Raw genomic sequence first — 24268 nt, 5'->3', positions numbered from 1 at the left:
TCCTGAAAGCCGGGTGGAGCGCATGGCATACGGGACATTACGCATGCGTTTCGTGCCGGACCCGTTTCCAGCGCCGTGCATAGTGGATGGCCGAAACGACCGCCAGAAAACTTGCTGAAATCATCAGGACTTGCAGAAAAGCCGGGGCTTTCAGCGCGCCGGGCAGCGGCAGCAGGATCAGCGCCACCAGCAGCATTTGCAGCGCGTTTCCCGCCTTGCCGAAAAGGCCGGGATGCAGTTCGTCGGCGTGCCCGCGCGCCCGCGCCCAGCCGCTTGCGGCAAGCACGAAGCCTTCGCGCAGCGCGACGACGAGCGCGAACCAGCCCGGCAGGAGTCCCGTCCACCAAAGGAGTGCGATGGCCGTCCCGACGAGCAGCTTGTCGGCAACCGGGTCCATCAGCCGCCCGAACGTCGTGATGCTGTGCCAGCGCCGCGCGATCCAGCCGTCCACGGCGTCGGTGGTGGCGGCGATGACAAAGATCATGCCCGCGCGCGCCAGGTCGCCCCAAATCAGGTACAGCGCCATCGGCGCCACAAGCAGCACCCGGAAGACGGTCAGCAGATTGGGAATGTTGATAGGGCGCCTCCCACACTGTTTTAGTCGCCAGTATCGTCTGCACAGGATAGACGAGGCATGAATGTCATGCACGTCCGTGCCCGGTCTTTTGGAGGAAACCATGTTCCTGAAGCTCAGCGAAGCCGTTTCGGTCGCGCCGCAGATCACGGCTGCCGACGTTGGCGCTGCGAAGGCGGCGGGCTTCACCGCGATCATCAACAACCGGCCGGATGGGGAGGCGCCCGATCAGCCGCCGGGCGAAACGATCGCGGCGGCAGCCGCGGCCGAAGGGCTCGCCTATGCCCATATCCCGATGTCGCAGGGCGGCATCACGCCTGGGATGATCGAGGCGGTGCGCAAAGCGCTCGAAGGGCAGACCACGCTGATGTTCTGCCGCTCGGGAACACGATCGACGATGCTCTGGGGCCTTGCCGAAGCTTCAGCGGGCAAGGATCCGGTCGCGCTCGCCGAAGCCGCGCGCGCCGCCGGATATGATCTGTCGCCGATCTGCGGCGTCATGCAGCAGATGGCGGCGCGGTAACACCATGCTCGCCCAGACGCTGATTTCGGTCGGCGGCATCGCGCTCGTGGTTCTGCTGGCGCGATGGCTCGGCGTCCGGCGTCCGGCGGCAGGCCTCGATGCGAAGGCGGCGGTTGATCTTGCCGAATTCACCCTTGCCGGGTTCGTGGCGGATGATGTCGCGCTTGGTGCCGATGGCGGCGGCGCGATCGTTTCGGGGCAGGGAGGGCGTTTCGCGCTCATCAAGCCGCATGGATCGCACTGGGCCGTGCGCGGGATCGCCGCGCCGGTGGCGGTCACTGTCGAAAGCGATGACTTGATCGTGGACGGCGGTGATCCCATGTTCGGCCTGGTTCGCCTGCGGATCGGCGCGGAAGCGGCGGAAACGCTTGCCGCGCGGCTGCGGGCACAGGCTGGATAACGCGCCATGCAACTGCCCGATCCCGTCGCTCTCGCCATTCCGGCGTTCATCCTGCTGATGGTGGCGGAGGTGCTCTGGGTCCGTTTCGGCGGGCGCGGCGAATATGAGTGGCGCGATACCGCCACCTCGCTCGTCATGGGCTTCGGCAGTACGATCGCGGGCCTCATCACGGGCGGCGCGGTCGTCGCGGCGGCTTACTGGCTGCACCAGTTCGCGATTGTCGATCTCGGCTGGCACTGGTGGGTGTTCGCGCTCTGCATCCTTGCCGACGATCTTGCTTACTACGTCTTCCACCGCAGCGCGCACCGCGTGCGCTGGTTCTGGGCGGCGCACGTCATTCATCATTCGAGCCAGCATTATAATCTCTCCACGGCGCTCCGGCAGACGTGGACGGGTTTCTTCGCGCTCGCGTTCATCTTCCGGATGCCGCTGTTCCTCGTCTTCGATCCGGCGATGGTGCTGTTCGCCTCGGCGATCAACCTCGTCTACCAGTTCTGGATTCACACGGAGGTCGTCGGCCGGATGCCGCGCTGGTTCGAAGCGGTGATGAACACGCCCTCGCATCACCGCGTCCACCACGCGACGAACCCGCGCTATCTCGACAAGAACTACGCGGGCATGTTCATCATCTGGGACAAGATGTTCGGTACGTTCGAGCCGGAACGCGATGACGAGCCCTGCCGCTACGGCATCGTCAAGAACCTCGGCAGCTTCAACGTGCTGTGGACGGCGTTCCACGAATGGATCGGCATCGCGAGGGACGTGTGGCACGCGCCTACGTGGCGTGCGCGCTGGAACTACATGGTGAAGCCGCCGGGCTGGAGCCACGACGGCAGCCGTGACACGTCGGAGACGATCAAGGCGCGCTGGGCGGAGCGGCAGGCGCGGCTCGCGGCAGAGCCTGCCGAATAATGATTTCCATCGGGCGGGGGCTTGCGATTCACCCTGACGAGATCACGCTCAGCTTTATCCGTGCGAGCGGTCCCGGGGGGCAGAACGTCAACAAGGTGTCGACGGCGGTCGAGCTGCGTTTCGATCTGGCGCGATCGCCGTCATTGCCTGATGCCGTCAAGCGCCGGGCCGCGCGGCTCGCCGGGCGACGGCTGACGCTGGATGGGGTGATCGTTCTGCGTGCTGATCGCTTCCGCACGCAGGAGATGAACCGGGAGGATGCGGAGGGGCGCCTCGTCGCATTGCTTTCCGAAGCCGCCGTGCCGCCGACGCCGCGCATCAAGACGAAGCCGGGCAAGGCGGCGAAGGCGCGCCGTACCGACGCCAAGACCGGGCGCGGCAAGGTGAAGGCGCTGCGCCGCAAGCCTTCGGATATCTGATCCGGAAAGGAGAGGGGGCGGCGTGGTCGCCCACACCGCCCCCGGGATTTACGCAGGTACTAAACTCAGTAGTTGTACGCGCGTTCGCCGTGTTCGCCGAGGTCGAGACCTTCGCGCTCGACTTCCTCGGTGACGCGCAGGCCGGTGACGACCTTGGCGACCGTGAAGGCAATTGCCGAGCCCACCCCTGCCCAGATGACGGCGACCACGACCGCCTGGATCTGGATGATGAGCTGGGCGCCCACGGCGTAGTCTTCACCGCCCGGTCCGCCGAGTGACGGAAGCATGGTCACCGCCGTGAGGATCGAGCCGATGATGCCGCCGACAGCGTGGATGCCGAAGGCGTCGAGCGACTCGTCGACACCGAGCTTCGCTTTGATCTTCATGACGAAGATGCAGCAGAGGATACCCGCGACGAGGCCGAGCAGGATCGCGCCCATCGGACCCGAGTTGCCTGCCGCCGGCGTGATCGCCACGAGACCCGCGATGGCACCCGAGCAGGCGCCGAGCAGCGAGCTCTTGTGACCAAGCGCACGCTCCGTCAGCATCCAGAAGAGCACGGCGGTCGCTGTTGCGAGGAAGGTGTTGATGAGCGCGAGGCCCGCACTGCCGTTGGCTTCGAGCGCCGAGCCGGCGTTGAAACCGAACCAGCCCACCCACAGCAGACCGGTGCCGATCAGTGTCATGGTCAGTGAGTGCGGCGCCATGATTTCCTTCTGGTAGCCGATGCGCTTGCCGAGGATGATCGCGCCAACCAGCGCCGAGACACCGGCGTTGATGTGCACGACGGTGCCGCCGGCGAAATCGAGCGCGCCCCATTCGAAGATCAGGCCGCCCGTCGCCCACACCATGTGCGCGATCGGATAGTAGACGATCGTCAGCCAGATCACCGCGAAGATCATCACCGCCGAGAACTTGATGCGCTCGACAAGGCCGCCGATGACGAGCGCGACGGTGATCGCCGAGAAGGTCATCTGGAAGGCGATGAACACGAATTCAGGGATGACGAAGCCGTCGCTGAAGGTTGCCGCCGTGGAATCGGCGGTAATGCCGGAGAGGAACGCCTTGCCGAAGCCGGCGATGAAGGCGTTGCCGCCGTCACCGAACGCCATCGTGTAGCCGTAGAGCGCCCACATCACCATGGCGAGGCTCGCCACCGCGATGATTTGTGTCAGCACCGACAGCATGTTCTTGGTGCGGACGAGACCGCCATAGAACAATGCGAGGCCGGGAACGATCATCGCCATGACGAGGACTGTCGAAGTCATCATCCACGCGGTGTCGCCCTTGTCGACGACCGGAGCAGCCGCCTCGGCCGCTTCCTGCGCGAAGGCAGGCAGTGAAAACAGCAGGGGGGCGCCGAAAGCCAGCGCGCGTCCCGCCAATCCAAGAGTTGGTTTCATTCCTTACCCCCAGTCCTAAAGAGCGGTTTCGTTGGTTTCGCCGGTGCGGATGCGCACGGCGCCGCCGACATCGAGCGTGAAGATCTTGCCGTCGCCGATGCTTCCGGTCGCGGCAGCGGCGGAAATGGTTTCAACCACACGCGGAGCAAGGTCGTCGGCCGCGACGATCTCAAGCTTCAGCTTCGGAACCATGTTCACACTGTATTCGGCGCCGCGGTACACTTCGGTGTGCCCCTTCTGGCGTCCGTAACCTTTCACCTCCGTCACGGTCAGTCCCTGCACGCCGATGTCGCTCAGGGCTTCCCGGACGGGGTCGAGCTTGAACGGCTTGATGATAGCAATGATCAGCTTCATGCCTTGCCCCCTCCTGTGTGGTTGTGCCGGGGAGGCGATTTGCATGATGCGTGCCAACTGCTGCAGCGCAGCAAAGCGGACGACTCCACCACCGGTGACGGTGATTTGTGATTAAAAATTAGGCGATGAAGGGTGGTCGCCTAGATTCTAGGCGAAGAAGTTGACGAAACTTTAAGCGGTCGCCCCGTCGAGAATCTTTTTTGCGCGATCGACGTCGCTTTCGTCGACCATCAGCCGCGCCGAAGCGATCGGCCCCAGCCCAAGGCTCGACACGCCCGCGTCGAAAAGCACCGCCGGAATCCCCTCTGCTTCGAGCGCAAGGCGGGCGACATCGGCATCGATGCGGGTCGAATACTCGCGCACCATCGCGAGCGGCATCAGGCGTCCTCGCTCACGTAGCGGTCGGTCACGCGGACCGGCAGCCCGTCGATGCTCCGCGTGCGGTCGGCGCGGCGCTTCACCCAGGCGGATGGATCGTTGCCAGCCTGCTTGTGGTACTTCACCAGCGTGGGCCGTTCGCGCTCCAGCGTCATCTGCGGCACGCCCCAGCCGCAGCTGGTCTGCGTGCTCTCCACCGTGATGTCGAAGATCTGCCGTGTGCCGGACAGGATCGTGAAATGCGCCGCGAGCGCGTCCCACTCCGCGTCCTGCGGCAGCACAGGCCGCCCGCGCCCGTAAATGCGGAAGATAAGCGCGGGATTGTCGAACGCGCAGAACATCAGCGTGATGCGACCGTCCGCCGCGAGGTGTGCGTGTGTCTCGTTGCCCGAGCCGCCGAGATCGAGATAGGCGACGCGGTTCGGCCCCAGCACGCGAAACGCGTCATAACCCTTGGGGCTGAGGTTGATGCGCGCGTCCGCGGCGGCGGTCGCCACGAAGAACACGGGCTGGCGCGTGATGAAGGCGATGTGCTCTTCCGTCAGCGCATCGAAGAAATCCGCCATGTGCCCGCTCTCCTTCCGTCTCAGGCGGCGGTGCCGCCCACCGTCAATCCTTCCAGCATCAGCGTGGGCTGGCCGACGCCCGCAGGCACCGATTGTCCGCCCTTGCCGCAGATGCCGACGCCTTCGTCGAGTTCGAGGTCATTGCCGATGGCGACGACCTTCTGCATCGCTTCCGGTCCCGAACCGATCAGCGTCGCGCCCTTGATCGGGGCGCCCAGCTTGCCGTTCTCGATACGGTACGCCTCGGTGCAGGAAAACACGAACTTGCCGTTCGTGATGTCGACCTGCCCGCCGCCGAAGCTCTTCGCGTAGATGCCGGACTTTGCGCGGGATAGAATTTCGCCGGGATCGTCGTTGCCTGCGAGCATGAACGTGTTCGTCATGCGCGGCATCGGCGCGTGCGCGAAGCTTTCGCGGCGGCCGTTTCCGGTGGGCGCAACGCCCATCAGCCGGGCGTTCAGCCGGTCCTGCATGTAGCCTTTCAGGATGCCGTCCTCGATCAGCACGGTGCGGCCCGTCGGCGTGCCCTCGTCATCGATGGTGAGCGACCCGCGCCGGTGCTCGATGCTGCCGTCATCCACGATGGTCACGCCGGGCGAGGCGACGCGCTGGCCGAGCCTGCCAGAAAAGGTCGAAGCACCCTTGCGGTTGAAGTCGCCTTCAAGTCCGTGGCCGACAGCTTCGTGGAGCAGAACGCCCGGCCAGCCCGGCCCCAGCACCACGGTCATCTCGCCCGCGGGGGCGGCGACGGCGTCGAGGTTCACCAGCGCCTGCGCGAGCGCGATGTCGATGGCGCGCTCCCACGTCGCATCCTGGAACAGCTGGTCGTAGAGGTAGCGCCCGCCGACGCCGTGGAATCCGGTCTCCCGCCGCCCGTCCTTCTCCGCGACGATCTGCACGTTGATCCGCACCAGCGGCCGGATGTCGGATGCGCGGAAGCCGTCGCCGCGCAGAATCTCGATCGCGGACCAGCTCGCGGTGAGTGAAGCGGACACCTGGACCACGCGCGGGTCCCGCGCGCGCGCCGCGGCGTCGATTCGCTCCAGCAGCGCGACCTTGCGCGCGAAGGGAATCGCGCTGATCGGGTCGTCGTCCACATAAAGCTTGCGGTTGGTCCGCGCGGGCGGCGCGGCGATCGTGCCGCCATGCCCGCCGCGCACCAGCGCCACGGTTTCGCCCGCGCGCCGGATCGCGGCCTCGCTGATCTCGTTGGCGTGCGCGAAGGCCGTGGTTTCGCCCGAAACGCCGCGCAGGCCGAAGCCCTGCGTGGTGTCGAAGCTGGCGGATTTCATGCGGCCGTCGTCGAAGCTGAAGCTCTCGGCAACGGTGTGCTGCATGTAGAGCTCGCCATCGTCGGTGCCGGAGAGAACGTCGGCAACGACGCGCTCCGCTTGGGAGGGGTCGAGCTGCGAATAAAACAGGCGCGTTGGGTCGGTCATACGCCCGATATGGGCGCTACGCCTTTATTTGTCACGTGTGTCGGCGGGTCCGCCCGAAAGGATGAAGCGCCGATCACAATAGCCGCAATCGACGAAACCGTGCTCCATTTCCATGTAAACGCGGGGATGGCCGAGCGGTCCCTCGTCGCCGTCGCACGACACGCGCGTGCTGTCGACGTAGCGGATTTCGGGGACGAATGCGTCTTTCGGAGCGGTGGCGTTCATGGATGCCGCGCTTAGCACCGGTTTTTCGTGGCCTCAAGCCTGCTCAGATAAAGTGCGGAGCGATTACCGGCCCCAGCGCGATCATCGCGATGAAAGCCGTCTTGAGCGCACCGAGCACCAGCACGCGCCGACGGGAGATGGGAGCCATGAACATAGCGCGACGATGGCGTGGAAAAGGTTAGCAAAGTGTTAACATCCACGGTCCCGCAACGGTTTGGCGAATGAATTTGCGCCGCACTCATCTAGCCGCTTGCCGCGTGCAGATGCGGACGGTATAGCCCGCGCCGGGAGCGGTCGTTTCGCGCGCGCCTCACCAGCTCGCGGGCCGGAACGGTCGGGGCAGGAGTTGCGTTAAATGATCGATACGGTTGAAGGAATGTCCGTCCTGGCCGACGACGACGATAATCTGAAATCGGCTGCCGCGAATGGCATCGAACTGCCACAAGGCTATGTCCCTTCGGAGGACGAGCCTTTCATGAATCCGCTGCAGCTGGCGTATTTCCGCAAGAAGCTTCTCGATTGGAAGGACGATATCCATCGCGAAGCGAAGGAAACGCTCGCCCAGCTCCAGAAGGAGCCGCTGCAGGAAGCTGACGCCACCGATCGCGCATCGAGTGAGACCGACTGGTCGATCGAGCTGCGCGCGCGGGATCGGCAGCGCAAGCTGATCAACAAGATCGACGCTGCGCTCCGCCGCATCGATGCGGGCGAATACGGCTATTGCGAGGTGACTGGCGAACCGATTTCGCTGAAACGCCTCGACGCGCGCCCGATCGCCACGATGACGGTCGAGGCGCAAGAACGCCACGAGCGCAACGAGAAGATCACGCGCGACGAATAGCGCGGTCTGGCCTCCGGCCAGATCGTTACGCGAAAGTCACGGAAACCCGCGTCCTCTGCGGGGTTCCCGTGCTCATGCACTCATCATCCGCAACGCCTCGTTAACTACGCAGCGGCTAGTTTGTGCTCTGGGTTGCAAACTGGCGGGGCCGATGACGCCGATCGATGATGCCATACGGCCAGAGGAACTGGCCGCGTTGGAGGCTGCCTTGCCGCGCAAGTGGTGGAGCGGCAAGCGTATCGTCACGGCTGCGCTGATCACAGCGGCCTTCGTCGCCGCGCTTTATGGCCTGCAGTGGGCGTCGGCGCCCGGCGTCCTGACACCCGCGATTCCCTATTATGTCGAGGTTCCGGCGATGACCGTGAATCTCCGCGCGAAGGGCGGCGAGCGCCGCTACCTCAAGGTGCAGGTGGTGATCGAGGCCGCGAGCCGCGAGGATGCCGCCGCGATCAAGGCCCGGCTTCCTGCGGTGATCGACAGCTTCCAGTCCTATCTGCGCGCGCTGCACCCGCAGGATCTCGGCGGCGCATCGGGCACGTACCGCATCAAGGAAGAGCTGATGGTGCGTATCAACCGCGCCGGGCCGGGACGGGCGAGCGACGTGCTGGTACAGGAGCTGATCCAGCAATGACCAGCCGCAGTATGAAGTTCGACCCCGAAGCCTGGCTTCGCGACGATATCGAGGCAGAGTGGGCGCTGACGCGGGACCAGATGCAGCGCACCGCGCAGCAGGCGGCACACGCGCGCGAAACGCCGCGCGGGATACCGGCCTCCGATCAGGTAGGCATCGACGCCATCATCAACGCCGGTCTCGTTTCCACTGAGCGACTGCCGATGCTCGATGTGGTCTTCGATCGCCTCGTCAGGCTGATGACGGCAAGCCTCCGCAGCCTCACCTCCGATACGATCGCTGTCTCCGTCGAAGCGGTTGCTCCCGTGCGTTTCGGCGCCTTCCTGAACGACCTCCCGCGGCCGTCTCTGATCAGTGTCGCGCAGGCGCGCGCTTGGGACAATTCGGCGCTGCTCATCGTCCGCCCGGACCTCGCCTTCGCGATGGTCGACGTACTGCTCGGCGGGCGTCGCGGCGTGCCCCCGGCACGGATCGGCGGGCGGGGGTTCACGGCGATCGAAACGAAACTCGTCACCCGCCTCGTCGATGTCGTGCTGAACGATCTCGGCGCCGCCTTCGCCCCGCTAGCTTCGGTCGGGTTCGTGCGTGACCGGATCGAAACCAACCCGCGCTTCGCCGGGATCGCGCGTCCCACCAGCATCGCCGTCAACGCCCGCTTCCGCATCGAGGTCGATGAGCGCGGCGGGCTCCTTGATCTCGTGATCCCCCATGCGACGCTGGAGCCGGTGCGCGCTTTGCTCCTTCAGCGTTTCACGGGCGAGACGTTCGGCCGCGACAGAATATGGGAACGGCATCTGGCGTCGGAGCTTCAGCGCGCCCGCGTCGAGGTCGAAGCGGTTCTCGGCGAGCAGCAGATGACCCTTGCCGAGGTGATGGGTTTCAAGCCCGGCCAGACGCTGCTTTTCGGCACGCGCGAGGAGCACCCGGTCGCGCTGCGCTGCGGCGGGCGCACGATCGGGCATGGCCGCATGGGTCGCTCCGGCAATCAGGTGGCGGTGCGGCTCACCGACCGGGAAACCGAACCCCAGCCCGGAAAGACGTTCCGCCTGCGCGGCGAGGATTAGGCCATGCGCCGTGTACCCCGACGTTTGCTGCTGTTCGCTATGCTCGCGCTGGCGATCCCCGCGCCCGTGTCGGGAGACGCGCCGAACGTGCGCGCCGCGCTGCAGGCGCTCAGCGTCGCGCCTGATGCGGAGCGCCCCGAACGGCGCTGGCGGCTCGCGCAGGACTATGCCGCGGCCGGTCTTTATGCAGAGGCGGAAGGCGTGCTCGGCGTGCTTGCCGCCGATTCGCCGCGCCGCGCCCAAATGGCTGCGTTTCGTCTGCTGCGCGCCGAAGTGTTGAACGCGCTTGGCGCTCCCGAAAAGGCGCTGGCAGCGCTCGATACGCCGGCGCTTGCCGAAGTCGCTGCCGCCTGCCTACAGCGCCTCGCCGCGTCGGGGCGGCTGCGCGACCGCGCCGGGGTTGCCGCCGCGCATCGCTGCGCCGGGCCCGCGCTTGCGGCACTGCCCGCTGGCGCGCGCGCGGCCTATCTGATGCCCGCTGTTCGCACCTACGCGGAGGCGGGGGACATGGACGCGGCTGCGGCGGTGCTGCGCGGGATGGAGGGGCTGTCTCCGGTCCAGCAGGGCGAGGCCGAATATTGGCGGGGCGTCACGCTGCGCGGCGATGCGCCGGCAGCGCTCGGGCATTTCCGCCGCGCTGCGGCAGGTCCGAACCCGATCGCCGCGCTGCGCGCCGAGGTTGCGGCCACAGAAATCGAGGTCGCGGCCGGGCGCCTCACCCCGAAAGCCGCGCTTGCGCATATGGAGAGCCTCGACAACGTCTGGCGCGGCGGTGCTGCCGAGCGCGATCTGTTGATGGCGCTCGGCAAGTTTCGGGATGCCTCCGGGGATGTCCCCGGTGCCTTCGCGGCATGGAGCGCTGTCGCGGGCGATGCGCCGGGACTTCGGCAGGGTCTTTCGAAGCGGTTCGCGGCTGTCGTCGCGGACGTGCCGCCGGATGAGGCCGTCGCGCTGTTCGGCACCTATCCCGATTATGCGCCGCAAGGCCCGGAGGCTGATGCCCTGATCCGCCGTCTCGCCGAGCGGCTCGCTGCGGTGGGCCGCACCGCGGAGGCTGCGCGCCTCCTCGATCATCAGGTCGCGCATCGCCTCGAAGGTACGGCGCGGGCAAGCGTCGCGGTGCGGCTCGCCGAACTCCTCGTGGCAAGCGGCAATCCGCAGCGGGCGCTCACCGTCCTCGCCGAAACACGTGCCGCGCTCCCCGCCGATCTCGATCTGCGACGCCGGCAGGTGGAAGCCGCCGCGCGCATCCGCACCGGCAGCGCTGCCGAAGCCGGGGCCCTTCTTGCCGGAATTGAAGGCCGGAACGCCGACATTCTGCGCGCCGAAGCCGCGTGGACGCTGGGGGAATGGCCTGTGGTGATCGCCGGTCTCGAACCCTTCCTGCCCGAAGGCGCTGTGTCCACGCAGGACGCAGGCCTGATCCTCCGCGTCGCCGTCGCCGCCGCCCGGCAGGACGATCGCGTCCGGCTCCGCAGTCTGGAACGGCGCTACCGCACGATGCGGGGGCAAGCGGGCCGGGCGCTCGAAGCCCTTGTGAACGCCCCGCGCGATCCGCGCGTTCTCGCGGCCGTCACGGAAACGGTGTCGGCCTATTCGGTGATCGAAGGCAGCGCGGCGTAGGCGGCGGGGTCGCCCCACGCGAGGAACGGCCCGTTCAGATAATCCGCTTTGCCGTAGCGGAACGGCGAGCCCGCCGCATCGACCATCGCGCCCCCCGCTGCAAGCAGCACCGCGTGCGCGGCGGCGGTGTCCCACTCCGATGTTGGCCCGAAACGCGGATACACGTCTGCCTCACCGTCGGCGATCATGCAGAACTTCAGCGACGACCCGCTCGGCTTCACATCCGCGCCCGGAATGCGCGCGACATAGGCCATCGTGCGGTCGTCGTTGTGCGAGCGGCTGGTTACGACAACGGGCCGTGCAGGCAGCGCCCGGCAGCGGATCGCGGTCTTCGCGTCGCCATCGAAGCGCCAAGCGCCGTCGCCGACGATCCCCGCCCAGATCGTGCCCGTGCGCGGCGCCATCACCATGCCGAAGACCGGCGCGCCATTGTCGATCAGGCCGATGTTCACGGAATAGTCCGCCCCACCGTCGAGGAAGCTCTTGGTGCCGTCGAGAGGGTCGATCAGCCAGAAGCGATCGGCGATGGCGGGCTTGCCGTCCGCCTCGCAGGCTTCCTCGCCAACGATCTGCGTTTCGGGATCGATCCGCTGGAGCGCCGCGACGATCAGCGCTTCGGCGCGTTCGTCCGCCTCGGTCACGGGCGAGCGGTCGGCCTTGGTGCGCGATGCGGCGCCCGTTTCGCGGATTTGTTCGATGAGGGTTGCCGCGTCCCGGATCACCGGGAGCAGCGCGTCAAGAAAAGAGCGTGTCACGCATCCGCGGTATCGAAGAGCTCCGCGGGTTTCAAGCCAAGCCGGTCGATGTGGCGACGGATCGCCGGCCACTCGTGTGTCAGGAACTGCTTCCGTTCCTCCGCCACCAGCCGCTCCCGTGCGCCCGGCTCCACAAACAGGCCGAGCCCACGCCGTGCCGAGACGAGCCCGGCGTTCTGCAGCTCCTGATAGGCTTTGGAGACGGTAAGCGGATTGACCTGCTGCTCTGCCGCGAGCGCACGCACCGAAGGCAGCGAATCCCCGACGCCGTACTGGCCGTCAATAATCGCAGCCGCGATCAGATCGCGAATCTGTACATAGATCGGACGCGTCGTTTGCCACATAGTGTTATAAAACCATAAGACACTACTACGGTCAACCCGCAGGGCGCGGCTAGGCGGCGCTCCACACGCTCACGATGTCTTCGAGGGCGGGGCGTGGACGCTCTTCCAGCGGTTTCGCCGGTGTGCCCAGAAACATGAAGCCGACAATGCTGTCGCCGGGTTCGCCGAACAGCCGCGTCACGCTTTCCGAATAGGCCGCCCAGCCCGTCAGCCAGCACGAGGCAAAGCCCTCGGCGTGCGCGGCGTGCGCGAGCGTCATTGTCGCGGCGGCGGCCGACGCCGCCTGTTCGGCGAGCGGGATGTGCGATTCCGGTTTGGGGCGGAAGAGCGTGACGACCAGCGTGGGCGCCTGCCGCGCGAAGTCGCGGATCGCCTCGCGTTCGATGCGTCCGGCTTCCGGTTTCTCGGTCACATAGATCGCGTCCAGCGCCCCGGAGAGCGCGTCGCGCTCGCTTTCCGGCACGATCACGAAGCGCCACGGCGCAAGCTTGCCGTGATCGGGCACACGCGCCGCCGCGGTCAGGATGCGCTGCAGCTGCGCGTCGTCGGGGCCGGGCGCGATCATGTCGCGCGCCTTGCCGGAACGGCGCGAGAGAAGCAGCGACATGGGGGTGGTGCGGTCGTTGAACGCGGTCACGAATCGTTTGCCTTCTTGTCGTTCGCCAATAGGCCGTTGCCCGGCGGGAGAGCGCTCGCTAGCAGAAGCGCCTCCGGAAAAGAAAGTCAGGTCGCCATTTTGCCGTATCGTTTTTGCCTTTTGCTCGCCTCTGCCGTCCTCGCGCATCCTGCGTTTGCCGATGACACGATCGTTGTCACGGGTCATGCGCTCGAGCAGCCGCTGGGGACACAGGCCTATGCCGTGCAGGTCGTCGATGGCGCGGCGCTGCAGGATGGTCTCGGCGGCCTTGAGACAGCGCTGGAGGCGACCTCCGGTTTCCAGATGTTCCGCCGGACGGACAGCCGCTCTGCAAACCCGACGAGCCAAGGCGCGCAACTTCGCGGCATCGGCGGCAACGCTTCGAGCCGCGCGCTGGTCCTGCTCGACGGCGTGCCCGTTGCCGATCCGTTCGCGGGCTGGATACCGTGGCCCGCGATCCGGCCCGAAGGCCTCTCCTCGGTGCGTATCACCACGGGTGGCGGCGCCGGAGCGTTCGGCGCGGGCGCGCTCACCGGCGTCATCGAGCTGTCGAGCGCGGGGCGGGAGCGCGCGCCTGTCGTCGGCATCGACTACGGCAGCCGCGATTCGGTCGCGGCCTATGCGGGCGCGACTGTCCCGCTTGGCGGCGGCTTCATCGCGCTCGATGCCGGATACGATCGCGGCGACGGTTTCCATCTCCTCAAGCGCTCGCAGCGCGGGGCCATCGATATCCCGGCCTCCTACGAGCAATACGGCGGCGCGGTGCGCTTCGTCGTGCCGGTGGGCGAACAGACTGAGCTTCAGGTGCGCGGCGCGGCGTTCGCCGACGACCGCGTGCGCGGCATCGAGATCGTCGATTCGTCGAACAGCGGCGCCGATGCGAGCGTGCGGCTGGTGTCGCGCGGTGCGCTGCCGTGGGAAGCCGGTGCCTATCTGCAAACGCGCGACTTCTCCTCCCGCTTCGCCCGGATCGAGGCGGGGCGCAACGCGGCCTTCCCGACGCTCGACCAGTATGCGGTCCCGGCGACCGGCTACGGCGCGAAGGTGGAAATCCGCCCCACGCTTGGCGCACATGCCCTGCGCCTTGGTGCCGATTGGCGCGGCGCGACCGGGGAGACGAAGGAGTTCTACACGCCTGTCGCCGGTGTCTTCACGCGGACGCGCGAAGCGGGCGGAGACAGCAATGTTTACGGTGTTTTCATTGAAGACGATTGGCGGCTTACCGATGCGCTGCTGCTCACGGGCGGCGTCCGTGTCGATCGCTGGTCGCTCACGAACGGGCATCTCAACGAGCGTCAGTTGACGGGCGCGGTGCTTACGGACACGGACTTCGCCAAGCGCTCAGGCACGGAGCCTAGCGGGCGTCTCGGCCTTGCGTTTTCGGCGACCCCCGCGCTCACGCTGCGCACCGCCGGGTATCTCGGCTTCCGCGTGCCCACGCTCAACGAGCTGTACCGGCCGTTCCGTGTCGGCGCGGATGCGACAGCCGCGAACGCGGCTCTGAAGCCCGAACGTCTGCGTGGCATCGAGGCGGGATTCGATTACCGCCCGCTCAGCACCGCGCACCTCTCCGCCACGGTCTTCTACAACCGCGCCAAGAACGCGATCGGCAACGTCACGCTCGGGCAGGGGCCAGGTACGTTTCCGGGTGTCGGTTTTGTCGCGGGCGCGTATCGCCAGAGGCTGAACCTCGATGCAATCGAGGCGTGGGGCATCGAAGCGAATGCGGGCCTCGATCTCGGGCGCTGGTCGTTCGGCCTCTCCTATGCGTTCACCGACGCGGCCGTTGAGGCAAGCGGCGTGTCTGCCGCGCTTGATGGGATGCGTCCCGCGCAGACCCCGAAGCACCAGGCGAGCGCGTCGGCAAGCTGGCGCGCGGACGGCTGGAGTGCCGGTATCAGTGCCCGCTACGACGGTGCGCGCTACGAGGACGATCTGCAGACGCTCCGTCTGGACGAAGCCTTCACGCTCGATGCGTTCGCCGAAGCGCCCCTCGGGCAAGGCCTGTCGCTGCGCTTCGCCGCCGAAAATCTTGCCGATGCGAATGTCGATGCCGGGCGCACCAGCGACGGCATCATCGATCGCGGCCAGCCGCGCACGCTCTGGGTCGGCATCCGCTGGCGCCCCGGACGCTGAATTCAGGCGAAGCGCGCCGCGTTCAGCGCTGGCGGGAGAAGCGGAAAGGGATCTCTTTCGCGCCGTCTTTTCCGTCGATTTTCACCCACATGACGAGCGCGTCCGGGCCGGTGCGTTCTATAGTCATGCCGTCGAAGAACCAGCGGTCTTTCTCTATGGCCACCAGCGGGAACACGACAGGTTTGCCTGTTTGATCTTCCCAGCCGGTCATGTCCGGGTTGAAATGGCGTACGCGATAGGCGAGCGACCGGCCGACGGGGACGTAGTCCACGATTTCGGTAAATGCGATACCGCCCTTGCCGTCGGCCATGGCGAAATGACCCGTGATCCTGCCGCCGAGCGGCGCGGAATAGGTCTCCGTCACCTCGGCGCCCATTCCGGTGCCGACCCAGCTTCCTGCAAGCCAGGCGAGCTGATCGATGGAGGCAGGCGGCGAAACGCCGCCGTCCAGCGAACGGGTGTTCTGCGCCGCGGCAGGGGCAGCGAGGGCAAGAGTGACGGCGATAAGTGCGCGTATCATCATAGGGTCTCGGCCGGTTGAACGCAGCATAGCTGTTCCATCTGCCGGGTCCATCTGTTGTCGCCGTCCGGCGGAGCGCGGCGCTTTGGGCGTGCACTGTCAAAAAGCGCTGGCCGAGGAACCCGGTCCGGGTTGCCGAAACATTCTTTCAATGCGTCTGATGCGGGGCTAGTCTCGCGTCTTGGGAGAGCGACGCGGCAGCGTCCGGGTCGCCGCAAGGGAAAAGGGTCCGAAAGCCAATGACTCAACCGACGGAGGCCGCCGCGGGCGCCCTTCCAGCCAGCGATTCCATGGGAACGATCCTCGGACACCCCAAGGGCCTCTTCGTGCTGTTCTTCGCCGAAATGTGGGAGCGTTTCTCCTACTACGGTATGCGGGCGCTGCTCATATTCTACCTCGTCCAGCACTGGATGTTCTCGGATCAGAAAGCGTCGGTGATCTACGGCGCGTACACGGCGCTCGTCTACATCACGCCCGTCATCGGCGGTTATCTCGCGGATCGCTGGCTCGGACAGCGCAAGGCGGTGCTGTTCGGCGCGGTTCTTCTCAGCTTCGGTCACCTGCTGATGGCGGTTGAGGGCGATGGCGGCCAGGGCGGCACTGCGATCAGTGTCTTCTGGCTGGCGCTCGCCTTCATCGTCGTTGGATCGGGTTTTCTGAAGGCGAACATCTCGGTGATCGTCGGGCAGCTCTATCCGCGCACCGACGTGCGACGGGACGGCGCCTATACGATCTTTTACATGGGCATCAACTTGGGCGCCGCGATCGGCGCCATTATCGCGGGTTATCTCGGGCAGACCTACGGCTGGAGCTACGGTTTCGGGGCGGCCGGGCTCGGGATGCTTCTGGGGCTCGTGGTCTTCGTTTGGGGCAAGCCCTATCTCATGGGTCGCGGCGAGTCGCCCGTACCTCAAAAACTGACGCAGCGGGTCGGCGGCATCTCGTTCGAATGGCTGCTCTACGCGCTTTCTTTCCTGGCGGTCGGCCTCGTGTGGCTGATGATCCAGTTCCAGGAATTCGTGGGACTGATTCTGGGTATCTCCGGCGCCATTCTCGTCGGCTACGTGCTTTATACGGCGGTTGCGAAACTCGCCCGCGAAGATCGGGACCGTATCTTCGCCGTGATGGTCCTCATCTTCGGTTCGATCCTGTTCTGGTCGCTCTTCGAACAGGCGGGATCGTCGCTCAATTTGTTCACCGACCGCCACGTGAACCGCGAGATTTTCGGCATCGAGGTCAAGGCGGCGATTTTCCAGTCCCTGAATGCCATCTACATCGTGCTGCTCGCACCGCTGTTCGCCGGTCTTTGGATCGCGCTCGGCCGGCGGGGGCTGGAGCCGTCCGCAGGGGCGAAGTTCGGGCTCGGGCTGATCCAGCTCGGCGTGGGCTTTTTCATTCTGGTGGCCGGCGCGGAGGCAGCCGGGCTCGGCGTGCCGACCCCGGTCATCTACATCTTTCTGATCTACCTGCTGCACACCACCGGAGAGCTTTGCCTCTCCCCCGTCGGGCTCAGCGCGATGAACCGGCTTGCGCCCTCCCACATGGCCAGCTTGATCATGGGAACGTGGTTTTTCGCGTCCGCTGCGGGCAACTTCGCTGCCGGTCTGATCGCGGCGGCAACCGGTGCCGATCACGGCGGCGGCGAGGGCGCAGCGAAAGAGGTCGTGCTCGGCGTCTATTCGAATGTCGGCTGGGTCGCGATTGCGGTGGGCGTCGGCTTCCTGGTGATTTCACCGTTCATCCGCCGCCTGATGCACCTCGATACGCTGAAGGATGATGGCGCGCTGGCGGGCGTCGGCGAGATCGGCGAGCCGCAGGCGGCAGGGGTCAATACGGCGGCGGAGACGCGTCCATGAAGAGTCTGGTGTTTGCGCTTGCGTCGGCGGCGTTGCTTTCCGCCTGCGCAGTTCAGCAGGAAGGACCGAAAACGGCCGCTAGCAAACCTGCTCGTGATCTGCCGGTGATCGACAAGAATCCGTTCCCGTCCACCTACAAGCCCTATGCATCGCAGCCGACGCTGATCCGCGGCGTCAACATTTATGATGGTGCGGGCGGCAAGATCATCGGCGGCGACGTGCTGCTGGTGGAGGGCAAGGTCGCCGCGATCGGCCAGAGCGTGGCCGCGCCTCAGGGTGTCACCGTCATCGATGGTGCCGGCAAGTGGGTGACGCCCGGCGTCATCGACGTGCACAGCCACCTCGGCAATTATCCCAGCCCCTCGGTGGAAGCGCATCAGGACGGCAATGAAGTGACCGGCGCCAACACGGCGGACGTGTGGGCCGAGCACGGCGTCTGGCCGCAGGACCCCGGCTTCACGCGCGCGCTCGCGGGCGGTATCACCACGCTCCACATTCTTCCGGGCTCGGCGAATCTGTTCGGCGGGCGCGGTGTTTCGCTGCGCAACGTGCCGGGCCGCACGGTGCAGGAAATGAAGTTCCCGGGCGCGCCCTATACGCTCAAGATGGCGTGCGGCGAAAATCCGAAGCGCGTCTACGGCAGCCGCAACCAGAAGCCGGGCAGCCGCATGGGCAACATCGCCGTTGACCGCGCGACGTGGGCGAAGGCCCAGGAATATGATCGCAAGTGGGATGAATACGAAGGCAAGGTAAAGGCGGGCACCGCCGCGCTCAAGGATGTGCCCGCGCGCGATCTCGCGATGGATACGCTGCGCGGTGTGCTCGATGGCGAAATTCTCGTGCAGAACCACTGCTATCGCGCTGACGAGATGGCGCTCGTGCTCGATATGGCGAAGGAGTTCGGCTACAAGGTCACCGCCTTCCACCACGCCGTCGAAGCCTACAAGATCACCGATCTTCTGAAGGCGAACGGCACCTGCGCCGCGATGTGGGCGGATTGGTGGGGCTTCAAGATGGAATCCTACGACGGTATCCGCGAAAACCTGCCCTTCGTGCACGCCGCTGGCGGCTGCGCGATCACGCACTCGGATGATGATCTCGGCATCCAGCGGCTCAATCAGGAAACCGCGAAGGCGCTGGCGGACGGCAACCGCGCCGGGCTCGATATCAAGCCCGAGGAAGCGTGGACGTGGATCGGTATCAACGCTGCGAAGGCGCTCGGTCTCGACAAGGAGATCGGCAGCCTCGCGCCCGGCAAGCGTGCCGACGTCGTCCTCTGGAACGGTGATCCGCTCTCTGTGTACGCCAAGGCGGAGAAGGTCTGGATCGATGGCGCGCTGATGTTCGATGCGCTGTCGCGGATGCGTCCGGTCAGCGATTTCGAGCTGGGCCAGCCCGGTGAAGGAGACCCGAAATGAAGCGTCTGTTCGCGCTCCTCGCGCTGACGATCGCGACGCCTGCGTCCGCGGAAACCATCGCCATCGTAAACGGCAAGGTCGCCACCATCGCCCGCGCCGAACCCATCGAGAACGGCACCGTCCTCATCCGCGACGGACGCATCGTCTCGGTCGGTTCGAATGTCGCCGTCCCGGCGAACGCCCGCGTCGTCGATGCGGCGGGCGGCTGGGTGACGCCCGGCCTCTTCGCCGGCTACTCGCACGTCGGCATTGTAGAGGTCGATGCGGTCTCCAGCACCAACGATATTCAGGCATCCTCCGCGCCCTACGCCGCGGCGATCGACATCGCGCCCGCGGTAAACCCGCTCACCACCGCCATCGCGGTCACCCGCATCGAAGGGGTGACGCGCGCTGCCGTGATGCCGGGCGCAGGCAATGACATCTTCGGCGGGCAGGGCCTCGTGCTGTCGCTCGGCGACGGCACGCCCATCACCCGGCAGCAGGCCTTCCAGTACATCGTGATGGGTGAGGACGGCGCAAGGCTCGCGGGCGGTTCGCGCGGCGCCTTGTTCGCGCGCCTCGCCGATGCCTTCGCGGAGGCCGCGGCTTACGCGCGCAACCCTGCCGGTTATGGCTTCGGCCGTGATCGCGGCTCGCTGCTCAAGAAGGCTGACGCCGCCGCGCTCGCGAAGGTTGTGAGCGGCGAAGTTCCAGCGGTCGTCAGCGTCAACCGCGCCAGCGACATCGTGAACGTGCTTGCGCTGAGGAAGACTTACCCGCGCCTGCGCCTCATCCTCGCGGGTGCAGCGGAGGGCTGGACGGTGGCAGACAAGATTGCCGCCGCGCGCGTTCCGGTGCTCGCCTCCGTCGCGCCCAATCTGCCTGAAAGCTTCGAGGCGCTTGCCGCGACGCAGTCGAACGTCGGGCGCATGATCCGGGCAGGCGTAAAGGTCGCGATCGTGCCGATCGGACGCGATCTCAATCATCAGGTGCGGCTCATTCCGCAGCAGGCGGGGAACCTCGTGGCGCAGGGCAAGATCCCGGGCGGCGTTCAGGTCAGTCACGCCGAAGCGCTTGCGGCGCTCACGCGCAACCCGGCGGAGATTTTCGGACTCGGCGGTGAACTCGGCACGCTCGAACCCGGCAAGCGTGCCGACGTTGTCGTGTGGTCCGGCGACCCCATCGAGCTTGCGTCGGCGCCGACCGCGCTGTTCATCGATGGCCGTGCCACGTCTCTGGAATCGCGGCAGACGAAGCTGCGCGATCGTTACAATCCGTTGAAGCAGGATACGCTACCCAAACAGTATAGCCGCTAGAACAAGGGGAGGGCCGGAAATGGCCGAGCTTGCAATCGCCGTTGCGTCGTTTGTGCTTACCCATTTCATCCTCTCCCACCCGCTCCGCGCACCGCTCGTTGGGAAGCTTGGCGAGAAGGGCTTTCTCGGCCTCTATTCGCTCGTCGCTTTCGCAACATTGATCTGGGCGGTGCTTGCCTACCGCGCCGCGCCGATCGAGCAGCTTTGGGTGCCGCCGCTCTGGGTCGTGCACGTCGGCTGGCTCTTGATGCTTGTCGCGTGCATCCTGTTCGTCGGATCGTTCCTCGCGCCCAATCCGGCGATGGTGGAGGCAGGCAAGCTTCTGTCGAAAGGTACGGAGCCCAAAGGCGTGATGGGCATCACCCGGCATCCCATGATGTGGGCATTCGGGCTCTGGGCCATCGTGCATGTCGCTTCGACGGGCCGGCTCGAAACGCTGATCCTCGCGGGCGGCATGGGTCTCTTGGCGCTTGTCGGCGCGTGGTTGCAGGATGGCAAGAAAGCCGTGCAACTCGGCGCGGCGTGGGCGGCCTATGCCGCGCATACCAGCTACTGGCCGCTTGGTGCCCAGCTTTCGGGGCGGCTCGGCTGGGCACGCGCGTGGCCGGGCGTTCTGCCTGTCGTCATGGGCGTCGCGCTCTACATCATCCTTGTCGTGTCGCATCCGCTCGTGATCGGGAAATCGACAGGGCTCATGTTGTGGAATTGACGGGCAAGACCGTCTGGATCACCGGCGCCTCGTCGGGGATCGGCGCCGCGCTCGCAGAGGCATTCGGGAAGGCCGGTGCACGGATCATCCTCTCCGGCAGGCGCGAAGCTGCGCTTGCGGACGTCGCCCGGCGCCTGGAAAACGAGTGGTTCGTCCTGCCCTTCGAGGCGACCGACTATGCCGCGCTGCCCGGCATCGTCGATCGGGCGTGGGCGTGGCGCGGTGCGATCGACATCCTCGTCAACAATGCGGGGATCTCGCAGCGCTCAATGGCGCTCGACACGGATTTCGACGTGTATCGGCAGATCATGGAGGTGGATTTCTTCGCGCCGCTCCGGCTCACCCAGTTCGTCCTGCCCAAGATGGTGGCGCGGGGGCAGGGCCATGTGATCCAGATCGCGAGCGTCGCCGGCAAGATCGGCGCGCCGATGCGTACCGGCTACTGCGCTGCGAAGCACGCGCTCGTCGGCTTTTCGGATGCGCTCCGCGCCGAGGTCGCACAGCACGGCATCGGCGTCACCGTGGTCACGCCCGGTTTTGTGCAGACGAACATCGCCGAGAATGCGCTCGATGGCCACGGCAAGCGCTTCGGGCCGAAGGAGGACCCGGTTGGCCAGGGCATCAGCGCTGCCGAAGCCGCGGATGAAATTCTTGCCGGCCTGCGCGCCGGAAAGCCCGAAGTGCCCGTGGGCAGGGGCCTTGAAATGCAGGCGCTCTGGTTGAAGCGTTTGTCACCGCGCTATGTGTTCAGGCGCGTCGCGAAGATGGCGCCGAAACGCTAGATTCGCAGCATGGCCAGCTTGGCCGGCGTATCGTAGCGCTCGCCCGCCGTACCGCCCACAGGAGCAGCGGCGTCAAGCGCATCGGCATCCGCGGCGGTTAGGGCAAGGTCGGCCGCCGCTGCGTTTTCTTCCAGCCGTTTCACCTTCTTGGTGCCTGGGATCGGAATAATGTCCGGCCCCTGCGCGAGCAGCCAGGCGAGAGCGACCTGCGCGGGCGTCGCGCCGTGCGCGTCCGCGATGCGCTTCACCGTGGCGACCAGTTCCATGTTCGCGTCGAAATTCGCGCCCTGATAGCGGGGGTCGTTCCGGCGATAGTCTCCTTCCGGATAGTCCTCCGCCCGCTTGACATCACCTGTGAGAAATCCCCGCCCGAGCGGCGAATAGGGCACGAAGGCGATACCATGCTTGCGGCAGACGGGCAGGATGTCGTTTTCCACTTCCCGTTCCCACAGCGAATATTCCGATTGCAGCGCATCGATCCGGTGCGTGGCGGCGGCGCGTTCCAGCGTGCCGACACCGGCTTCGGAAAGGCCGATAAAGCGGATTTTGCCTTGGGCCTGCAGGTCAGCCAATGTGCCGACGACATCCTCGATCGGCACGTCGGGGTCGACGCGGTGCTGGTAGAACAGGTCGATCACGTCCGTCTGAAGGCGCTTGAGGCTCGCTTCGCATACGGCCCGAATGTTGTCGGGCCGGCTGTCGGTACCCTTTACTCGACCGTCGGCAATCCTGAAGCCGAACTTGGTTGCGATGAAAACCTTGTCCCGTTTGCCCTTCAGTGCCTCGCCGAGGAGCGTTTCGTTCGCATAAGGGCCATAGACTTCGGCCGTGTCGAGGAAGTCGATCCCGATTTCGATCGCGCGGTGGATCGTGCGGACGGCTTCGTCTTTGTCCACTTCTCCGTACATTGCCCCCATGCCGGCAACGCCGGCCATGCCCATGCAGCCGAGCCCGATCGCTGAAACGTCAGTCGTGCCGAGGTTGCGCCGTTTCATCGTCAATACCCTTTCCGTAAATCGTTCCGGCCTTCACGCCGGCAAGAAAGTCTCGCATCTCGCGTCTCACGGGAACTGCCAGCAGGGCAAGCCCTACGAGGTTCGGCAGCACCATCAGGAAAAACAGGCTGTCGATAAGGTCAACCACCTTGCCCGGAGAGAGGACAGCACCCATCGGCTGCAGCAAGCAGTAGAAGAGCTTGAAGGCGAGTTCGCTCGTGCGGCTGTGGCCGAACAGATAGCCCCAAGCCTGAAGCCCGTAATATCCCCACGAAATGAGCGTGGAGAACGCAAAAAGCAGCACGGCGACCGACAGCACATAGGGAAACCACGCCGTCACGGTACCGAACGCGGCGGAGGTCATGGCGATATCCGTGTAGCCGTCGTTGTAGACGCCCGTGACGACGATGATGAGCGCGGTCATCGTGCAGACGATCATCGTGTCGAGCAGCGGTTCGATGAGCGCCACCATACCCTCCGATGCCGGGTGACGCGTTTTCGCTGCGCTATGGGCGATGACCGCGGTGCCGACGCCGGCTTCGCACGAAAAGACCGCGCGGCGCATGCCAACAACAAAAGTGCCCAGTATGCCGCCCGCAACGGCGTCCGGAGAAAACGCGGCGCTTACGATCGTTGCGAGCGCAGCGGGAACTGCGCCTGCGTTTGCGGCGAGAATGACTGCGCCGCCGCCCAGATAAACAAAGCACATCACGGGGACGAGCCGCGCCGCGACAGTTGCGATCGATCGCACGCCGCCGATGATAACGATACCAACAGCGATCGTCAGGAAGAGGCCGTACACAAGCCCGTTGCCCGGCGTGCTCTCGATGCCGGTTATCACTGTCAGCTGGCTGAAGCTCTGATTGACCTGGATCAGCGGCAACGCGCCGCCCAGCGCAAAGAAAGCATAAATGCCGCCCAGCCTCAGACCAGTTTTCGGCAGCCCGATGCGCGCGAGCCCATTCTTCAGCGTATACATCGGGCCCCCCAGCACCTCACCCCCAGGTGTGAACTCCCGGTACATCAGGCCGAGCGTCACCTCGGCAGCCTTCAGCGCCATTGCGAAAAAGCCGATCACGAACATCCAGAACGCCGCACCGGGTCCGCCGAGCGCGATGGCGATCGCGACGCCGCCGATGTTTCCGAGCCCGATCGTGCCGGAGAGCGCTGTCGACAGCGCCTGGAACTGGCTTACCGTTCCCGGCGCGCTGTCATCCGCATGACGCCCACGGATCAGTTGGAAGCCGATGCTGACCCCACGCAGCTGCGGGATGCCCAACCAAAGCGTGAAGAAGATCATCGCGGACCCGAGCGCCAGCACGACCAGCTCGACCTGCGTCCCGAAAAACGGCACCTTCATGAAGACGGACGCCGAAAGGTGATCGATAAAACGACCCATTGTCTCGATCATTCCGTGCAGCCCGCCCTTCATTTTAACGAATTTGAGGCATAAAGAGCCTGTTATGAGC

27 protein-coding genes are annotated in these 24268 nt (G+C 65.8%); 14 read left to right on the top strand and 13 right to left on the bottom strand.

From position 1 onward, the window contains the following. Positions 1-37 precede the first annotated feature (37 nt). Positions 38-679, bottom strand: coding sequence for a CDP-alcohol phosphatidyltransferase family protein (locus tag DFR51_RS13985; protein ID WP_276330577.1), 642 nt, complete (start codon positions 677-679; stop codon positions 38-40). Here DFR51_RS13985 and DFR51_RS13980 point away from each other — a divergent pair. From DFR51_RS13980 to arfB, 4 genes are read left to right on the top strand one after another with little or no spacing between them, the layout of a single operon-like run. Further along, positions 654-1097 carry a protein tyrosine phosphatase family protein gene (locus DFR51_RS13980; protein ID WP_338068326.1) on the top strand — a complete coding sequence of 148 codons (444 nt, stop codon included), beginning with the start codon at positions 654-656 and terminating at the stop codon, positions 1095-1097. The two genes, DFR51_RS13985 and DFR51_RS13980, sit on opposite strands and share 26 nt — an antisense overlap. A 4-nt stretch (positions 1098-1101) precedes the next feature. Then, entirely contained in the window at positions 1102-1497 is a 396-nt protein-coding gene (locus DFR51_RS13975; RefSeq protein WP_121052207.1) for a hypothetical protein, read from the top strand. Positions 1498-1503: 6 nt separating this feature from the next. Next, positions 1504-2409: a sterol desaturase family protein gene (locus tag DFR51_RS13970; protein WP_121052204.1), complete on the top strand. Its 906-nt coding sequence runs from the start codon at positions 1504-1506 to the stop codon at positions 2407-2409. Then, on the top strand, positions 2409-2828 hold the full coding sequence (arfB, locus tag DFR51_RS13965; RefSeq protein WP_121052202.1) for an alternative ribosome rescue aminoacyl-tRNA hydrolase ArfB: 420 nt from the start codon (positions 2409-2411) through the stop codon (positions 2826-2828). Before DFR51_RS13970 ends, arfB begins: the two co-directional genes overlap by 1 nt. Positions 2829-2893: 65 nt before the next feature. On the opposite strand, the gene DFR51_RS13960 is transcribed toward arfB, so the two are convergent. The 6 genes from DFR51_RS13960 to DFR51_RS13935 all read right to left on the bottom strand — a co-directional run bounded on the left by DFR51_RS13960 (position 2894) and on the right by DFR51_RS13935 (position 7193). Then, complete coding sequence (locus tag DFR51_RS13960) at positions 2894-4231, bottom strand: ammonium transporter (RefSeq protein WP_121052200.1); 1338 nt, start codon at positions 4229-4231, stop codon at positions 2894-2896. Between the two features lie 15 nt (positions 4232-4246). After that, entirely contained in the window at positions 4247-4585 is a 339-nt protein-coding gene (locus DFR51_RS13955; protein WP_121052198.1) for a P-II family nitrogen regulator, read from the bottom strand. A gap of 171 nt (positions 4586-4756) precedes the next feature. Continuing rightward, the gene (locus tag DFR51_RS13950; protein ID WP_121052196.1) at positions 4757-4963 is read right to left on the bottom strand and encodes a putative signal transducing protein; all 207 of its coding nucleotides are present in this window, start codon (positions 4961-4963) and stop codon (positions 4757-4759) included. Next, the gene (locus DFR51_RS13945; protein ID WP_121052194.1) at positions 4963-5529 is read right to left on the bottom strand and encodes a pyridoxamine 5'-phosphate oxidase family protein; all 567 of its coding nucleotides are present in this window, start codon (positions 5527-5529) and stop codon (positions 4963-4965) included. Before DFR51_RS13945 ends, DFR51_RS13950 begins: the two co-directional genes overlap by 1 nt. A 20-nt stretch (positions 5530-5549) precedes the next feature. Next, positions 5550-6968, bottom strand: a complete 1419-nt coding sequence (gene tldD, locus DFR51_RS13940) for a metalloprotease TldD (protein ID WP_121052192.1) — start codon at positions 6966-6968, stop codon at positions 5550-5552. Positions 6969-6992: 24 nt separating this feature from the next. After that, complete coding sequence (locus DFR51_RS13935) at positions 6993-7193, bottom strand: zinc-finger domain-containing protein (protein WP_121052190.1); 201 nt, start codon at positions 7191-7193, stop codon at positions 6993-6995. A 376-nt stretch (positions 7194-7569) separates the two neighbouring features. Here DFR51_RS13935 and dksA point away from each other — a divergent pair, with 376 nt between their 5' ends. The 4 genes from dksA to DFR51_RS13915 all read left to right on the top strand — a co-directional run bounded on the left by dksA (position 7570) and on the right by DFR51_RS13915 (position 11352). Beyond that, a complete protein-coding gene (gene dksA / locus DFR51_RS13930; RefSeq protein WP_121052532.1) occupies positions 7570-8034 on the top strand; it encodes an RNA polymerase-binding protein DksA in 465 nt (154 codons plus the stop codon). A 151-nt stretch (positions 8035-8185) separates the two neighbouring features. Further along, positions 8186-8665, top strand: a complete 480-nt coding sequence (locus DFR51_RS13925; RefSeq protein WP_121052187.1) for a flagellar basal body-associated FliL family protein — start codon at positions 8186-8188, stop codon at positions 8663-8665. Next, positions 8662-9729: a flagellar motor switch protein FliM gene (gene fliM, locus DFR51_RS13920; protein WP_121052185.1), complete on the top strand. Its 1068-nt coding sequence runs from the start codon at positions 8662-8664 to the stop codon at positions 9727-9729. Before DFR51_RS13925 ends, fliM begins: the two co-directional genes overlap by 4 nt. Before the next feature lie 3 nt (positions 9730-9732). Next, complete coding sequence (locus DFR51_RS13915; RefSeq protein WP_126494988.1) at positions 9733-11352, top strand: hypothetical protein; 1620 nt, start codon at positions 9733-9735, stop codon at positions 11350-11352. On the opposite strand, the gene cysQ is transcribed toward DFR51_RS13915, so the two are convergent. From cysQ to DFR51_RS13900, 3 genes are read right to left on the bottom strand one after another with little or no spacing between them, the layout of a single operon-like run. Continuing rightward, a complete protein-coding gene (gene cysQ / locus DFR51_RS13910) occupies positions 11322-12107 on the bottom strand; it encodes a 3'(2'),5'-bisphosphate nucleotidase CysQ (RefSeq protein WP_121052181.1) in 786 nt (261 codons plus the stop codon). The two genes, DFR51_RS13915 and cysQ, sit on opposite strands and share 31 nt — an antisense overlap. After that, positions 12104-12451 carry a GntR family transcriptional regulator gene (locus DFR51_RS13905; RefSeq protein WP_121052179.1) on the bottom strand — a complete coding sequence of 116 codons (348 nt, stop codon included), beginning with the start codon at positions 12449-12451 and terminating at the stop codon, positions 12104-12106. Before DFR51_RS13905 ends, cysQ begins: the two co-directional genes overlap by 4 nt. Positions 12452-12500: 49 nt before the next feature. Next, positions 12501-13058: a nitroreductase family protein gene (locus tag DFR51_RS13900; RefSeq protein ID WP_121052530.1), complete on the bottom strand. Its 558-nt coding sequence runs from the start codon at positions 13056-13058 to the stop codon at positions 12501-12503. Between the two features lie 150 nt (positions 13059-13208). On the opposite strand from DFR51_RS13900, the gene DFR51_RS13895 reads away from it, so the two are divergent. Beyond that, positions 13209-15224: a TonB-dependent receptor gene (locus tag DFR51_RS13895; protein ID WP_243446568.1), complete on the top strand. Its 2016-nt coding sequence runs from the start codon at positions 13209-13211 to the stop codon at positions 15222-15224. A gap of 22 nt (positions 15225-15246) precedes the next feature. On the opposite strand, the gene DFR51_RS13890 is transcribed toward DFR51_RS13895, so the two are convergent. Continuing rightward, positions 15247-15747 (bottom strand): DUF6265 family protein, encoded by a 501-nt coding sequence (locus DFR51_RS13890; RefSeq protein WP_121052175.1) that lies wholly within the window; start codon positions 15745-15747, stop codon positions 15247-15249. A 236-nt stretch (positions 15748-15983) separates the two neighbouring features. On the opposite strand from DFR51_RS13890, the gene DFR51_RS13885 reads away from it, so the two are divergent. From DFR51_RS13885 to DFR51_RS13865, 5 genes are read left to right on the top strand one after another with little or no spacing between them, the layout of a single operon-like run. Further along, a complete protein-coding gene (locus DFR51_RS13885; protein ID WP_121052173.1) occupies positions 15984-17600 on the top strand; it encodes a peptide MFS transporter in 1617 nt (538 codons plus the stop codon). Further along, entirely contained in the window at positions 17597-19018 is a 1422-nt protein-coding gene (locus tag DFR51_RS13880) for an amidohydrolase (protein ID WP_121052171.1), read from the top strand. The genes DFR51_RS13885 and DFR51_RS13880 overlap by 4 nt, the downstream gene beginning before the upstream one ends. Next, a complete protein-coding gene (locus DFR51_RS13875; RefSeq protein ID WP_121052169.1) occupies positions 19015-20313 on the top strand; it encodes an amidohydrolase family protein in 1299 nt (432 codons plus the stop codon). Before DFR51_RS13880 ends, DFR51_RS13875 begins: the two co-directional genes overlap by 4 nt. Positions 20314-20332: 19 nt before the next feature. After that, a complete protein-coding gene (locus DFR51_RS13870) occupies positions 20333-21022 on the top strand; it encodes an NnrU family protein (protein WP_121052167.1) in 690 nt (229 codons plus the stop codon). After that, entirely contained in the window at positions 21013-21804 is a 792-nt protein-coding gene (locus tag DFR51_RS13865; RefSeq protein ID WP_121052165.1) for an SDR family oxidoreductase, read from the top strand. The genes DFR51_RS13870 and DFR51_RS13865 overlap by 10 nt, the downstream gene beginning before the upstream one ends. Here the strand turns inward: DFR51_RS13865 and DFR51_RS13860 are convergent. Continuing rightward, positions 21801-22799, bottom strand: coding sequence for an aldo/keto reductase (locus DFR51_RS13860; RefSeq protein WP_121052163.1), 999 nt, complete (start codon positions 22797-22799; stop codon positions 21801-21803). The genes DFR51_RS13865 and DFR51_RS13860 overlap by 4 nt on opposite strands. Then, positions 22771-24210 carry an alanine/glycine:cation symporter family protein gene (locus tag DFR51_RS13855; RefSeq protein WP_121052528.1) on the bottom strand — a complete coding sequence of 480 codons (1440 nt, stop codon included), beginning with the start codon at positions 24208-24210 and terminating at the stop codon, positions 22771-22773. The genes DFR51_RS13860 and DFR51_RS13855 overlap by 29 nt, the downstream gene beginning before the upstream one ends. Positions 24211-24268: the final 58 nt, after the last annotated feature.

The sequence above is a fragment of the Sphingosinicella microcystinivorans genome (assembly GCF_003634215.1).
Lineage (GTDB): Bacteria > Pseudomonadota > Alphaproteobacteria > Sphingomonadales > Sphingomonadaceae > Sphingosinicella > Sphingosinicella microcystinivorans.
This window is presented reverse-complemented; position numbering and strand designations above follow the sequence as displayed.